The organism is Streptomyces virginiae (genome assembly GCF_040638905.1).
Classification (GTDB): domain Bacteria; phylum Actinomycetota; class Actinomycetes; order Streptomycetales; family Streptomycetaceae; genus Streptomyces; species Streptomyces virginiae_B.
The window spans coordinates 54949-69055 of the sequence record NZ_JBEZYV010000020.1 but is presented as its reverse complement, the minus strand read 5'-3'; the positions used below and the strand labels follow the sequence as shown (position 1 = coordinate 69055).

General features: G+C 71.1%; 12 protein-coding genes. 7 read left to right on the top strand and 5 right to left on the bottom strand.

Annotated features, from left to right (window positions below):
* Positions 1 to 192 precede the first annotated feature (192 nt).
* Entirely contained in the window at positions 193 to 2751 is a 2559-nt protein-coding gene (pepN, locus tag AB0F82_RS24925; protein ID WP_362631371.1) for an aminopeptidase N, read from the bottom strand.
* Positions 2752 to 2890: 139 nt separating this feature from the next.
* Between pepN and AB0F82_RS24920 the strand changes: the two genes are divergently transcribed.
* The gene (locus tag AB0F82_RS24920) at positions 2891 to 3541 is read left to right on the top strand and encodes a mycothiol-dependent nitroreductase Rv2466c family protein (protein WP_356810060.1); all 651 of its coding nucleotides are present in this window, start codon (positions 2891 to 2893) and stop codon (positions 3539 to 3541) included.
* Positions 3542 to 3667: 126 nt separating this feature from the next.
* Here the strand turns inward: AB0F82_RS24920 and AB0F82_RS24915 are convergent, their stop codons facing one another.
* A complete protein-coding gene (locus AB0F82_RS24915; protein ID WP_356810059.1) occupies positions 3668 to 4324 on the bottom strand; it encodes a superoxide dismutase in 657 nt (218 codons plus the stop codon).
* Positions 4325 to 4484: 160 nt separating this feature from the next.
* Positions 4485 to 5891, bottom strand: a complete 1407-nt coding sequence (locus AB0F82_RS24910) for an amino acid permease (protein ID WP_362631368.1) — start codon at positions 5889 to 5891, stop codon at positions 4485 to 4487.
* A 162-nt stretch (positions 5892 to 6053) separates the two neighbouring features.
* Between AB0F82_RS24910 and AB0F82_RS24905 the strand changes: the two genes are divergently transcribed.
* Positions 6054 to 6848 (top strand): SDR family NAD(P)-dependent oxidoreductase, encoded by a 795-nt coding sequence (locus AB0F82_RS24905; RefSeq protein ID WP_362631366.1) that lies wholly within the window; start codon positions 6054 to 6056, stop codon positions 6846 to 6848.
* An 88-nt stretch (positions 6849 to 6936) separates the two neighbouring features.
* Here AB0F82_RS24905 and AB0F82_RS24900 read toward each other — a convergent pair whose 3' ends face one another.
* Complete coding sequence (locus tag AB0F82_RS24900; RefSeq protein WP_390076913.1) at positions 6937 to 8334, bottom strand: amino acid permease; 1398 nt, start codon at positions 8332 to 8334, stop codon at positions 6937 to 6939.
* Positions 8335 to 8616: 282 nt separating this feature from the next.
* Between AB0F82_RS24900 and AB0F82_RS24895 the strand changes: the two genes are divergently transcribed.
* Positions 8617 to 9201, top strand: a complete 585-nt coding sequence (locus AB0F82_RS24895) for a biotin transporter BioY (RefSeq protein WP_362631363.1) — start codon at positions 8617 to 8619, stop codon at positions 9199 to 9201.
* An 85-nt stretch (positions 9202 to 9286) separates the two neighbouring features.
* On the opposite strand, the gene AB0F82_RS24890 is transcribed toward AB0F82_RS24895, so the two are convergent.
* The gene (locus tag AB0F82_RS24890) at positions 9287 to 10723 is read right to left on the bottom strand and encodes an amino acid permease (RefSeq protein ID WP_362631360.1); all 1437 of its coding nucleotides are present in this window, start codon (positions 10721 to 10723) and stop codon (positions 9287 to 9289) included.
* A gap of 219 nt (positions 10724 to 10942) precedes the next feature.
* On the opposite strand from AB0F82_RS24890, the gene AB0F82_RS24885 reads away from it, so the two are divergent.
* The 4 genes from AB0F82_RS24885 to AB0F82_RS24870 all read left to right on the top strand — a co-directional run bounded on the left by AB0F82_RS24885 (position 10943) and on the right by AB0F82_RS24870 (position 14070).
* The gene (locus AB0F82_RS24885; RefSeq protein WP_362631358.1) at positions 10943 to 11428 is read left to right on the top strand and encodes a ribose-5-phosphate isomerase; all 486 of its coding nucleotides are present in this window, start codon (positions 10943 to 10945) and stop codon (positions 11426 to 11428) included.
* A gap of 69 nt (positions 11429 to 11497) precedes the next feature.
* On the top strand, positions 11498 to 12307 hold the full coding sequence (locus AB0F82_RS24880) for an Fpg/Nei family DNA glycosylase (protein ID WP_362631355.1): 810 nt from the start codon (positions 11498 to 11500) through the stop codon (positions 12305 to 12307).
* 229 nt (positions 12308 to 12536) lie between these two features.
* Positions 12537 to 13679: a PP2C family protein-serine/threonine phosphatase gene (locus tag AB0F82_RS24875; RefSeq protein ID WP_362631353.1), complete on the top strand. Its 1143-nt coding sequence runs from the start codon at positions 12537 to 12539 to the stop codon at positions 13677 to 13679.
* A gap of 103 nt (positions 13680 to 13782) precedes the next feature.
* A complete protein-coding gene (locus tag AB0F82_RS24870; protein WP_436842145.1) occupies positions 13783 to 14070 on the top strand; it encodes a hypothetical protein in 288 nt (95 codons plus the stop codon).
* Positions 14071 to 14107: the final 37 nt, after the last annotated feature.

The window sequence follows — 14107 nt, the reverse complement described above, 5'->3', positions numbered from 1 at the left end:
AGCTGGGGCTAAAGTACGGGCGTTCGACTGCCGATGAGGTGCGCCCGTACGGGGGACCCGGTGCGCGCCGCCGGTACTGGGGCTTCGCCCCAGAGCCCGCGCCTCAAACGCCGGCCAGGCTGGATCTTTCAGCCCGTCCGGCGTTTGAGGACCGGGGGTCCGGGGGCGGAGCCCCGGCGGCGGCGCTTCGGGCTAGTTGCCTGCCGCCGCGTCGCACCGCTGCGCGGCAAGGGCCCTGGCCAGGTCGTCGCGGGACTCCAGCACCAGGCGGCGCAGCGCCGGCGGAGCCGAGGCATGGGCCGCCAGCCAGGCGTCCGTGGCGTCCAGCGTGGCGGCGTCGCCCTGGAGCGAGGGGTAGAGCCCCTTCACGACGTCCATCGCGATCTGGATCGACCGGTCCGACCACACCCGCTCGATCACCTCGAAGTAGCGCCCGGCGTGGGCTGCCAGCAGGCCCCGCTGCGAGGGCTGCTGCATGCCCGCGATCGTCGCCTCCACCAGCGCGTTGGACAGCGCGTCCGACTCGACGACCGCCGCCCACGCCTGGTCCTTCACCGCCTGCGAGGGGCGCGCCGCGAGACAGCGCACCTGGTGCCGCTTGCCCGACGCGGTGTCGTCGCGCGCCAGTTCGGCGGCGAGGACGCCCTCGTCCACCGCCCCGTGCGCGGCCAGCGGCAGCAGGAAGTCCCAGCGCAGCTCCTGGTCCACCTCCAGCCCGTCGATCCGCGCCGACCCCGCCAGCAGCCCCAGCAGCAGCTGGAAGTCGCCCTCCGTCGCCGCGCTCGCCGCGAAGAAGCGCGCCCAGGTCAGCTGGTGCTCCGACCCCGGCTCCGCCACCCGCAGCTCGTGCAGCGCGCCCGCCGCCAGGTCCCGGCCGCTCTGCTCGCGCCGGTCCGGAGCCGCGTAGTGCGTGACCGCCGTCTGCGTCTGCGCGTGCAGCATCTGCAGGACGCCGACGTCCGTCTCCCGGCCCGCGTGCGCCAGTACCAGCGAGACGAAGTCGCGCGCCGGCATCAGGCCGTCCCGCGTCAGGTTCCACAGCGCCGACCAGCTCAGCGCCCGCGCCAGCGGATCCGTCAGGTCACCCAGGTGCGCCCGCAGGGTGGCCAGCGAACCCTCGTCGAAGCGGATCTTGCAGTAGGTGAGGTCCTCGTCGTTGACCAGGATCAGGTCGGGCCGGTCCTGCCCGACCAGCTCCCCGATCACCGACCGGGCGCCGGCGACGTCCGCCTCGGCCCGCGCGTAGCGGACCAGCGCGCCGTCCGGCTCCAGCCGGTACAGGCCGACGCCGGCCCGGTGCGGCCGCAGTTCGTCGCCCTCCTGGACGACCGCGAGCTCGGTGATCCGCCCCGCGGCGTCGTAGGTCACCATCGGGGTCAGCGCGTTCACGCCGGCCGTCTGGAGCCAGGACCGCGACCACTCGGTCATGTCCCGCCCGGACACCTCGCCGAGTACCGACAGCAGGTCGTCCAGGGTGGTGTTCCCGTACGCGTTCGCCTTGAAGTAGCGGCGCGCGCCCTCCAGGAACGCCTCCCGGCCGACGTAGGCGACCAACTGCTTGAGCACCGCCGCGCCCTTGGCGTAGGTGATGCCGTCGAAGTTCAGCTTCGCGTCCTCCAGGTCACGGATGTCGGCCGTGATCGGGTGGGTGGACGGCAGCTGGTCGGCGCGGTAGGCCCACGACTTGCGGCTGTTGGCGAAGGTCACCCACGCCTGGTCGAAGCGGGTGGCCTCGACGAGCCCGAAGGAGCCCATGAAGTCCGCGAAGGACTCCTTCAGCCACAGGTCGTCCCACCACTTCATGGTGACCAGGTCGCCGAACCACATGTGCGCCATCTCGTGCAGGATGACGTTCGCGCGCCGCTCGTACGAGGCCTGCGTGACCTTGCCGCGGAAGATGTACTCCTCCCTGAAGGTCACCATCCCCGGGTTCTCCATGGCGCCCAGGTTGTACTCCGGCACGAAGGCCTGGTCGTACTTCCCGAAGGGGTAGGGGTAGTCGAAGATCTCGTGGAAGAGGTCGAAGCCCTGCTTGGTGACGAGGAAGACGTCGTCCGCGTCGAAGTGCTTGGCCAGCCCCTTGCGGCACATCGCGCCCAGCGGGATGGTCAGGTCCCCGCGCGTGTAGGTGTCCGTCACGTAGTGGTAGGGGCCAGCCACCACGCAGGTGATGTACGTGGAGATCGGCGCGGTCTCGGCGAAGCGGCGGGTCTGCCCCTCGCGGGACTCCTCGGCGCCGTTGCTCCACACCTGCCAGCCCTCGGGCGCGGTCACCTCGAATCGGTAGGGCGCCTTCAGGTCGGGCTGCTCGAAGTTCGCGTACACCCGCCGGGCGTCGGCCGGCTCGTACTGCGTGTAGAGGTAGACCTCGCCGTCCTCCGGGTCGACGAAGCGGTGCAGGCCCTCGCCCGTGCGGCTGTACGCGCAGTTCGCGTCCACCACCAGGACGTTCTCGGAGGCCAGGTCGTCCAGGGCGATCCGGGCCCCGTCGAAGGCGGCGGCCACGTCCAGCGCCCGCCCGTTCAGGGTCACGGAGTTGACCGAAGGGGCGATCAGGTCCGCGAAGGTGGCAGCGCCCGGGACCGCGGCGCGGAAGCGGATCGTCGTCACCGAGCGGAAGGTCCGCGGGCCGTCGGCCGGCTCGGCCTCGTCCACCGCCGACCGAATGTCGAGGACGACCTCGTACGCGTCGACGGACAGCAGCTCGGCCCGCTCGCGGGCCTCCTCGCGGGACAGATTCTCTCCGGGCACCTGCACTCCTTCGTGCGTGATCGCGTTCTTGGGCCGAATCCTCGCACGACGGGAATGCGTGCGACGGCGTCCCGGTTGGCCACGGAGGACATGCGCCGTTGATGCCTTTTTCCGCCTGAGACCGACACCGAGGAGAGACATGACCGAGACCCAGGTGCGCGAGAAGACTCCGGTCGACTTCTGGTTCGACCCGCTCTGCCCTTGGGCCTGGATGACGTCCCGTTGGATGCTGGAGGTCGAGAAGGTCCGCGACGTCGAGGTGCGCTGGCACGTGATGAGCCTCGCCGTCCTCAACGAGAACAAGCTCGACGAGCTGCCCGAGGTCTACCGCGAGCTGCTCGGCCCCAAGGGCTGGGCCCCCGTGCGCGTGGTGACGGCCGCGCAGCAGAAGCACGGCGACGAGGTCACCGGCAAGCTCTACACCGCGCTCGGCACCCGCATCCACAACGAGGACAAGGGCCCGACCCGCGAGGTCATAGCCGAGGCGCTGGCCGAGGTCGGCCTGCCGGCCGAGCTGCTCGCGTACGCCGACTCCGACGAGTACGACGAGGTGCTGCGCGCCTCCCACAACAACGGCATCGACCGGGTCGGCCAGGAGGTCGGCACCCCGGTGATCTCCGTTCCGGGCGCCGACGGCGAGGGCGACGTCGCCTTCTTCGGCCCGGTCGTCACCCCGACCCCGCGCGGCGAGGCCGCGGCACGGCTGTGGGACGGCACCCTGCTCGTCGCCTCCACCCCCGGCTTCTACGAGATCAAGCGGACCCGCACCAAGGGTCCGTCCTTCGAGTAGTCCACAGGCCGCACCGGACACAGAAGACCCCCGTGAGTCACGTCCTCACGGGGGTCTTCTGCTCGACACGCCCGCCGGTGAAGGTTGAGAAGACGATCACGAGGCGGACGGGTTCTATGGGTGCGATCAGCCCTTGGCAGGGATCAGCAGCGGGGTGTTCGCCCTGGCGTCGGCGTAGCGCTTGGACACGTCCTGCCAGTTGACGACGTTCCACATCGCCTCGATGAAGTCCACCTTCTGGTTCTTGTACTGCAGGTAGAAGGCGTGCTCCCAGGCGTCGAAGACCAGGATCGGGGTGCTGGCCACGCCGACGTTGCCCTGGTGGTCGTAGACCTGCTCGACGACCAGACGGCCGCTGACGGGCTCGTACGCGAGCACGCCCCAGCCGGAGCCCTGGGTCGCGGAGGAGGCGAAGGTCAGCTGCTTCTTGAACTTCGCGAAGGAGCCGAAGGACTCGGTGATCGCGTCGGCCAGGTCGCCCAGGCCGTCGGCCGCGGTGGGCTCGCCGCCGCCCTCACCGGTCTTCGGGCTCGCCATGTTGTGCCAGTAGATGCTGTGCAGGATGTGGCCGGAGAGGTGGAACGCGAGGTTCTTCTCGAGGCCGTTGAGCGCGCCCCAGTTCTCCTTGTCGCGCGCCTCCGCCAGCTGCTCCAGCGTGTTGTTGGCGCCCGTGACGTAGGCCGCGTGGTGCTTGTCGTGGTGCAGCTCGATGATCTGCGGGTTGATCACCGGCTCCAGCGCCGCGTAGTCGTACGGAAGCTCAGGAAGCGTGTAGATGGCCATGCGTGTTGTCCGGTCCCCTCGGCGTGCCAATCGCTAATTGCAATTAATGCGCAACTGCACTCTAGCGGCATCTATTCCACCTCGCACGTAAGGGTCACCTCTCTGAAACGCAGGTGGGCCCCGTGCGTTCGCACGGGGCCCACCTGCGGTCCAGGGGCTGTCAGCGGGCGGCGGCGGCCGCCCGCCGCTGCATCACGCAGCCGGTCAGGGCGAGGGCGGCGGTGAGCCCGCCGGTGAAGACCACCTGGAGCCGGGTGTCCTCGCCCAGCGCCATCAGCACCAGGACCGCGGCCACCCCGGCCAGCGCCACCCAGGTCAGGTACGGGAAGCCCCACATCCGCACCACCAGCTTCCCGGGCGCCTCGCGCTCCAGCCGGCGGCGCAGCACGAACTGCGAGACGGCGATGAAGCCCCAGACGATCAGGATGACCCCGCCGACCATGTTCAGCAGCCAGGCGAACAGGGTGTCCGGGTACCAGTAGGAGAGCAGCACGGTGACGAAGCCGAAGGCGGAGGAGGCGAGCACCGCGCGGCGGGGCACCCGGCCGGTGACCTTGCCCAGCGCCTTCGGGCCCTGCCCGCGGGAGACGAGGGAGTAGGCCATGCGCGAGGCGCCGTAGATGTTGGCGTTCATCGCGGACAGCAGGGCGATCAGGATGACCACGTTCATGATTTCGCCGGCCGCCGGGATACCCAGGTGCTCCAGGGTGGCCGCGTACGGACCCTGCTCGCTGACCTTCGGGTCGTTCCACGGCAGCAGGGTGACGATGACCAGCATGGAGCCGACGTAGACGACGGCGATGCGCCACATGGTGGTCCGCACGGCCTTGGCCACGCCCTTGACCGGGTCCTCCGACTCGGCGGCCGCGATGGTGACCGTCTCCAGTCCGCCGTACGCGACGACCGACGCCAGCAGCCCGACCAGCAGGCCGTCGACGCCGTTCGGCAGGAAGCCGCCGTCGTGGAGCAGGTTGGCGGTGCCGGGGGCGCCGGTGCCGGGCAGCAGGCCGAGGACGGCCAGCACGCCCAGTCCGAGGAAGAGGCCGATGGCGCCGATCTTGAGGGTGGAGAACCAGAACTCGAACTCGCCGAAGTTCGAGACCGCGGCCAGGTTGGAGCCGCAGAACAGCGCCATGAAGGCCAGCACCCACATCCAGGACGGGGTGCCCGGGAACCAGCCCGTCATGATGTGCGCCGCGCCGATGGCCTCGATGGCCACGCCCACGCACAGCAGCGTCCAGAACATCCAGCCCGCGGTGAAACCGGCCCACGGGCCGATCGCCCGCTCGGCGTGCACCGAGAAGGAGCCGGAGGCGGGGTTGGCGGCGGACATCTCGCCGAGCATCCGCATCACGAACATCACGAGCAGTCCGGACGCGGCGTAGGCGAGCACGATCGAGGGGCCCGCGGCCGCGATGCCGGCCCCGGAGCCGACGAAGAGTCCGGCGCCGATGACACCGCCGAGGGCGATCATCGAGAGGTGGCGCTGCTTGAGTCCGTTGCCGAGAGGGGAACCGGAGTCGGTCCGCGGCGGCTCGGGAGGTGCGGCGGTGATGCTGTGGGTCATGGGGTGCATGCCTGTCGGTGCGGGGGTGGAGCAGGCCCCAGTGTGCCGAGCGTCCGGTCACCGGACGTTCACAGTCCGGTATTCGGACAGCCGGATGACGGGCCGTGATCACCCCCGTACGCTGCCGACAGGACGCTGGTGACGCCATGACAGGGGGGACAGGTGGACGACCGAAGGGACCACGGCGTAAGGGAATTGGCCGCCACGGGCCGGGGGGTGCTCGTCACCGGGGCCTCCCGGGGGATCGGGCGGGCCATCGCCACCGCCTTCGCCGAGCAGGGGGACCGGGTCGCGGTGCACTGCACGGCCCGGCAGGCGGACGCCGAGCGCACCCTCGCGGACCTGCCGGGCGACGGGCACGTCCTCGTCAGCGGAGACCTCGGCGATCCGGCCCGCGTGGAGGCTCTCGCCGCCGAGACCGAGGAGGCGCTCGGCGGCATCGACGTCCTCGTGAACAACGCCGCCGTGATGCTCGCGCACCCGCTGCCCACCACCTCCTACGCCGACTGGCAGGAGGCCTGGCGGCAGACGGCCGCCGTCAACCTCTTCGCCCCGGCCAACCTCACCCACCGCGTCGCCCGCCGCATGATCGACGGCCGGCGGGAGGGCCGCGTCGTCAACATCGGCTCGCGCGGGGCGTTCCGGGGCGAGCCCGACCACCCCGCCTACGGTGCCACCAAGGCGGCCCTGCACGCGCTCGGCCAGTCCCTCGCCGTCTCCCTGGCCCCGCACGGCATCGCCGTGGCCTCCGTGGCCCCCGGTTTCGTGGCCACGGAACGGGTCGCCGGGCGGCTCGAAGGGGAGGAGGGCGAGCGGATCCGGGCGCAGAGCCCCTTCGGCCGGGTCGGCACGCCGCAGGAGGTCGCCGCCGCCGTGCTGCACCTGGCCTCGCCCGCGGCGCGCTGGAGCTCGGGCACCGTGCTCGACGTCAACGGAGCCTCATACCTGCGCACCTGACGCGCGGAAGGCCACCGCGCCGGGTGCGCGGGGGCCTTCGCGCGGGCCGTGGCCGTGGCCCTGGCCCTGGCCCTGGACCGGCGGGCGGTCAGGACTTCGGGGTCCGCCGCTCGCGCGCGAAGGCGACCACGAGGACCAGCAGGGCCGCGCCAGTCGACCACAGCAGCTGCGGCCGCGCGGAGTCGTCGAACAGCATCAGGACCAGGACCGCCGCCATCCCGGCCAGCGCGGCCCAGGTGGCGTACGGGAACAGCCACATCGGCAGGGTCAGCCGCTCGGGCATGTCCCGCTCGATCCGGCGGCGCAGCTTCAGCTGTGAGACGGCGATCAGCGCCCACACGAACAGCAGGACGGCGCCGACCGCGTTGAGCATGTAGAGGAAGATCGTGTCCGGCCACAGCAGGTTGAGCACCACCGAGACGAAGCCGAAGGCCACCGACGCGAACACCGCCCGGCGCGGCACCCCGCCGCCCGAGACCTTCAGCAGCCCCCTCGGCGCCTCGCCGCGCTCGGCCAGCGAGAACACCATGCGCGAGGACCCGTACAGGTTCGCGTTGAGCGCCGACAGCAGGGCCACGAACACCACGATGTTCATGATCTGGCCGGCCGCCGGGATGCCGATGGAGTCGAGGACGGCGACGTACGGGCTCTGACCCGGCTCCAGCGAGTCCCACGGCAGCAGGGTCACGATGACCACCATCGAGCCGACGTAGAAGAAGAGGATGCGCCACACGGCGCTGCGCACCGCGCGGGACACCGACCGGGCCGGGTCGTCGGACTCGGCGGCCGCGATGGTGACGACCTCCAGGCCGCCGAAGGCGAAGATGACGGCGAGCATGCCGGCGACCACGCCGCCGAGGCCCTCGGGGAAGAAGCCGCCGTGCCCGGTGAGGTTGGCCGTGCCGACCGGATCCGTGTCCGGGAGCACGCCGAAGATCGCGAGGGTGCCGAGGATCAGGAAGAGCACGATCGCGCCGACCTTGAGGGCGGCGAACCAGAACTCGAACTCGCCGAAGTTCTTCACCGCGGCCAGGTTGCTCACGGTGAAGACCACCATGAACAGCAGCACCCAGATCCACTGGTCGACCGCGGGCAGCCAGCCGTTCGCGATCTTCGCGGCGCCGGTGGCCTCCACCGCCAGCACCACGACCAGCAGGAACCAGTACAGCCAGCCCGCCGAGAATCCGGCCCAGCGGCCGAGGGCCCGCTCCGCGTAGACGGAGAAGGAGCCCGAGGCGGGCATCGCGGCCGACATCTCGCCGAGCGCGCGCATCACCAGCATCGCGAGGACGCCGGCGAGGAGGTAGGAGCAGATGATCGCGGGACCGGCGATGCCGATGCCGGCGCCGGAGCCGACGAAGAGGCCGGCGCCGATCACGCCGCCGAGCCCCAGCATGGTCAGGTGGCGCTGCTTGAGGCTGTGGCTGAGGGGTTCCGAGGGCAGGTCGCCCATCGGGGGAGGTGCTTCTGACAGGCGCTCACGCATGAGGAGTGCTCGTACTCTCGTTCGGCCCAGCGGTGGTGGGGACTCCGCCTTGCCTTGGCGGGATCCAACAGTCTTGCTGAGCGGCGGCCGTCCGTGCAAAACGGACGTGTTGTCGGATGTTGCTCGTGACGAGGATCACGTCGAGCGGGTCGAGGGAGTGGGCTTTGTTCGATCCCCACCAACGCAGGGAGCGGGGCTTTGTTCCGGGCGGCGGTGGGGCGGCCCCGGGCCGCGCACTAACGTCGGTGATCGTCCCCACCCACCACCTCGCGGAGCCCCCTCATGAGCACTGCTTCCGTCTCCCTCCGGCCCGGCGCCGTCCTCGCCGACCTGCTGCCCGCGAGCCGCGTGCGCGACATCGCGCTCGTCGTCGGCGGTGCCGCCCTGACCGGGATCGCCGCGCAGATCGCGGTGCCCGTCCCCGGCTCCCCGGTCCCCGTCACGGGCCAGACCTTCGCCGCGCTGCTCGTCGGCACCGCCTTCGGCGCCCGCCGCGGCTTCCTCGCGCTGGCGCTGTACGCCATGGCCGGCATGGCCGGCGTGCCGTGGTTCGCGGGCGGCACCTCCGGCGCCGGCGGCGCCTCCTTCGGGTACGTGCTCGGCATGCTGCTCGCCGCCACCGTCGTCGGCGCCCTCGCGCGGCGCGGCGCCGACCGCTCGGTCCTGCGTACGGCGGGCACGATGGCGCTCGGCTCCGCGGTGATCTACGCCGTGGGCGTGCCGTACCTCATGGCCGCCACCGGGATGTCCCTGGGCGCCGCCGTCGCGGCGGGCCTAACCCCGTTCCTGATCGGCGACGCCCTCAAGGCGGCCCTCGCGATGGGCGCCCTGCCGGCTGCCTGGAAGCTGCTGGGCCGCCGCGGCTGACGCCCGCCCCCGTATCGGCCGGAGCCCGGCCCGCCTGACGAGGCGGGCCGGGCTCCGGCGTACGTACGGGACTTCTCCGGGGCGGTCAGCCCTGGACGGCGGCCCGCTTGCGGCGGAAGTCCAGGACCACACCGACGGCCACGACCGCGCCGGCGACGAGGGTGGACAGGGTGACCACCTCGCGGTTGGCGTCGTCCACGAACATGTAGCCGATCACGAACATGATCAGAGCGGCGGTGGCCCAGGTCAGCCACGGGAAGAGCCACATCTTCACGGTCAGCTTCTCCGGGGCCTCGCGGACCAGGATCCCGCGCATCTTCAGCTGGGTGAAGCAGATCACCAGCCACACGAAGAGCGCGATGGCGCCGGAGGAGTTCAGGAGGAAGTTGAAGACCGTGTCCTTGAACGCGTAGTTGAAGTAGACGGCGACGAAGCCGAAGACCGTGGAGCCCAGGATCGCGGCGACCGGCACACCGTTCTTGTTGACCTTGGCGAACGCCTTGGGGGCGTCGCCGCGCTCACCGAGCGAGAAGGCCATGCGGGAGGCGGTGTAGAGGCCCGAGTTCAGGCAGGACAGCACGGCGGTCAGGACGATGACCTCCATGATCGTGCCGGCGTGCGCGATGCCGATCGAGTCGAGGGCGGCGACGTACGAGCCCTTCTCGGTGATCGACTTGTCGTTCCAGGGGAGCAGCGTCAGCACGATGAAGATCGAGCCGAGGTAGAAGACGCCGATGCGCCAGATGACGGAGTTGGTGGCCTGCGTGACCGCCTTGCGGGGGTTCTCCGACTCGCCGGCGGCGAGGGTGACGATCTCGCTGCCCATGAAGGAGAAGACGACCATCAGCACACCGGTGAGGACGGCGCCGTAGCCGTTGGGGAAGAAGCCGCCGGCGTCGGTCAGGTGGGCGAAGCCCGCACCCGGGTTGTCGGAGCCCGGCAGGACGCCGAAGACGGCCAGCATGCCGATGACCACGAAGGCGCCGATGGCGACGACCTTGATGCCCGCGAACCAGAACTCGAACTCACCGTAGGAGGCGACCGAGCCGAGGTTGGTGGCGGTAAGCACCGCCATCACGATCAGCGCCCAGGCCCACTGCGGAACGGCCGGTATCCAGCTCTCCAGGATGGCGGCACCGGCGGTGGCCTCCACGGCGAGGACGACGACCCAGAAGAACCAGTAGAGCCAGCCGATGGAGAAGCCGGCCCAACGGCCGAGCGCCCGGTCGGCGTAGGCGGAGAACGAGCCCGAGTTCGGGCTGGCGGCAGCCATCTCGCCGAGCATGCGCATCACGAAGACGACCATCGCGCCGACCAGCGCGTAGGAGATCAGGATGGCGGGGCCGGCCTTGGCGATGCCGCCACCGGAGCCGACGAAGAGACCGGCTCCGATGACGCCGCCGATGGCGATCATGGACAGGTGGCGGTTCTTGAGACCGGCCTTCAGACCGTCGGAGGGCAGACCTTCACCGGAGTTGCCGGTGGGGTCGCCTGCCTTCTGAAGGGTCGTCGTGGAACTCATGGACGGATCCTTAGGTTCTCGGGTTGCGAGCCCCGGCATTCAAACCTGAGATGAACGCAGGACGGAAGACCTCAATCCGGATCGTTGCCTTGGGGTGAACGTCCAGGATCGGCGTCCTGCCGTGTCCCATCTGCGTTCTTTGGGTTTACTTGAGCTTTAGAAGTGACTTACGCGACACCCGCTGCGGGTCGTCGGGGCTCCCCGTGCCACACTCGTCACATGCGCGTGTACCTCGGATCCGACCATGCCGGCTTTGAGCTCAAGAACCACCTCGTGGACTGGCTCAAGAACAACGGCCACGAGCCCGTCGACTGTGGCCCCCACATCTACGACGCCGTGGACGACTACCCGCCCTTCTGCCTCCGCGCCGCGGAGCGGACCGCCGCGGACGAGGGCAGCCTCGGCGTCGTGATCGGCGGCTCCGGCAACGGCGAGCAGATCGCCGCGAACAAGGTCAAGGGCGTCCGAGCCATCCTGGCCTGGAGCGTCCAGACCGCCCAGCTCGGCCGTGAGCACAACAACGCCAACGTCATCTCCGTCGGCGGCCGCATGCACACGCAGGACGAGGCCGTCAGCTTCATCGAGGCCTTCCTGGCGACCCCGTACTCCGACGAGGAGCGCCACACCCGCCGCATCGACATGCTCTCCGCCTACGAGCAGACCGGCGAGCTCCCCCCGATCCCTGCCCACCACCCGCAGGGCTGATCCGCTTCCGGCCGTGCCGCTCCCTTGCGGGGGCGGCATGGCCGTTTTCATTCTCCCCAGGAGTTCGCCGTGCCCGAGGGGCATACGATCCACCGCCTCGCCGAGGACCACCTGGAGCGGTTCGCCGGGTGGCCGGTCGCCGTAAGCAGCCCCCAGGGCAGGTTCGCCGAGAGCGCCGCCCTCCTCGACGGGCGCGTCCTCGACGGCGTCGACGCCCACGGCAAGCACCTCTTCCTCGGGTTCGAGGCGAGCGGGTGGATCCACATCCACCTCGGACTCTTCGGCAAGTACGCGGTCGGCCCCGCGCCCGCCCCGCCGGCCACCGACACCGTCCGGCTGCGCCTGGCCAACGACCGGTACTTCTCCGACCTGCGCGGCCCGACCACCTGCGCGTGGATCACCGACGCGGAGAAGGGCGCGATAAGCGCCCGGCTCGGCCCGGACCCGCTGCGCCCGGCCGACGACCCCGACCGGGCGTGGGCCCGTGTCTCCCGCTCCCGCACCACCGTCGCCGCGCTCCTCATGGACCAGAAGGTCGTCGCGGGCGTCGGCAACGTCTACCGCGCCGAGGTCCTCTTCCGGCACGGCATCGACCCGTACCGCCCGGGCAAGGACCTCACCCGCGCCGAGTGGGACGCCGTGTGGGCCGACCTGGCCGCCCTGATGCGCCAAGGCGTACGCAACAACCGCATCGACACCGTCCGCGACGAGCACCTCCCCGAAGCGATGGGCCGGCCGCCACGGGTGGACGACCACGGCGGCGAGGTGTACGTCTACCGGAGGGCGAACATGCCCTGCCACATCTGCGGTGGCGAGATCCGCACCGCCGGTCTCGCCGCCCGAAACCTCTTCTGGTGCCCCACCTGCCAGGCCCGCTAGGGAGTGCTGCGGCCGCGACCCGCCGGCGGCCGACCCCGCCGAACGCCAGTTCCGGATGATCGAACCAGGTATCCCGCTCGTCTTGGCACAAAGGGCGCATATCAAGATCCGTACCACCATTCCCACCCGGCCTTTGCGTCGCACTCGAAGGGTTTTCGGGCGCCGCCGGGCCCCGGGTCCGGGGGTACCCCTGCGCATTGACAGCCAGGATGGATAGGGTCCCGAAGCAATGGCCGGAGCACGCGTGGAGACCCTTCTGGCCCGGATGCGCATGCGGTCGCACCGGGGCCGCACCGCCCTGCGCAAATCCGCCGTCGACTACTTCCGCGGCGACGCCTCCGACTGGCTCGCCTTCATCGGGCTGCTGCTCACCGTCCCCGCCATAGCCTGCGGCACGCTGATGCTGCCGGTCTGGTTCTCGCCGTCCGCGCTCGTCCTGCCGATCGTCGCCGGCGGCCTCCTGCTGCGCCCCGCCAGCCTCCTCGCCCTGTACGCCGCCTCCGCGGCCGCACTGATCGTCGAGGCCCTCGTACTCGGTCCGTACACCCAGGGTCCGGCCCGCGTCACCCCCGGCACCGTGCTGGTCGTCGCGGCCTGCGGGTTCTTCGGACTGGTCATCGCACAGTTCCGCAGCCGCGTCGGCGTGCCCTGGCGGCGCGGCGGCACCATGCTCTTCGACCTGCGCGAACGCATCCGCGTACAGAGCAAACTGCCCGGCCTGCCACGCGGCTGGCACCGCGAGATGGCCCTGCGCCCCGCGGGCGGCCAGTCCTTCTCCGGTGACTTCGTCGTCGCCGCGCGCACCAACGGCGGCCGGACCCTGGAGATCGTCCTGACCGACGTCTCCGGCAAGGGCATGGAAGCGGGCTCCCGGGCCCTGCTGCTGTCCGGCGCCTTCGGCGGACTGCTCGGCGCGCTGCCACCGCACGGCTTCCTGCCCGCCGCCAACGGCTACCTGCTCCGCCAGGACTGGGACGAGGGCTTCGCCACCTCCATCCACCTCGTCCTGGACCTGGAGACCGGCGACTACGAACTCCTCTCGGCCGGCCACCTCCCCGCCCTCCAGCTCTGCGCCGGTACCGGCCGCTGGCAGGAGAAGTCCGGCGAGGGCCCGCTGCTCGGCGTCTACGACGCCGCCGAGTTCACCCCCGCCCGCGGCAGTCTCCGCCGCGGCGACGTCCTGATGCTCTTCACCGACGGCCTCGTCGAGACCGCCGACCGGGAGATCAGCGAAGGCATCGACCGCCTCACCGGCGAAGCCGACCGCTACGTCTCCGCCGGCTGGGACGGCGCGGCCTGGCACCTGATCGAGAAGGTCGCCAAGGACGTCAACGACGACCGCGCCCTCCTCCTCATCCGCCGCTCCCCCTGACGGTGTCCTGCCCCCCCGCGGACGCCACGCTCCATGGCCGCTGTCCCACCCTGATTCGTGGCGTCGCAGCCACGATCAGGACGGCGGCGAGAGGCGTCACACCATGGCACTGTGCTGGGACTGCGGCGACGGCGCGGGCGCGTGGACGCCAACACTCCCGGCGGGGGAGCGGCCCGCCGACGCCCCGACCGCCGCCCTCGAACTCGACACCACCGCCGCCGCCGCGGTGCTCCGCCTGCTCCGAGACGCCGTCGACTCCCTGGGCGCCGCCATCGTCATGGTCACCACGCCCCGGCCGCCGCCCAAGCCGACCAGGTCCTCTTCCTCGCCGAGGGCCGGATCGCGGACCGCTTGCCCCGCAGCCCCGCCACGACCGTGGCCGCCCGCATGACGTCCCTCCCGGCCCGCGGCACCGCCGCCAGCCCGGC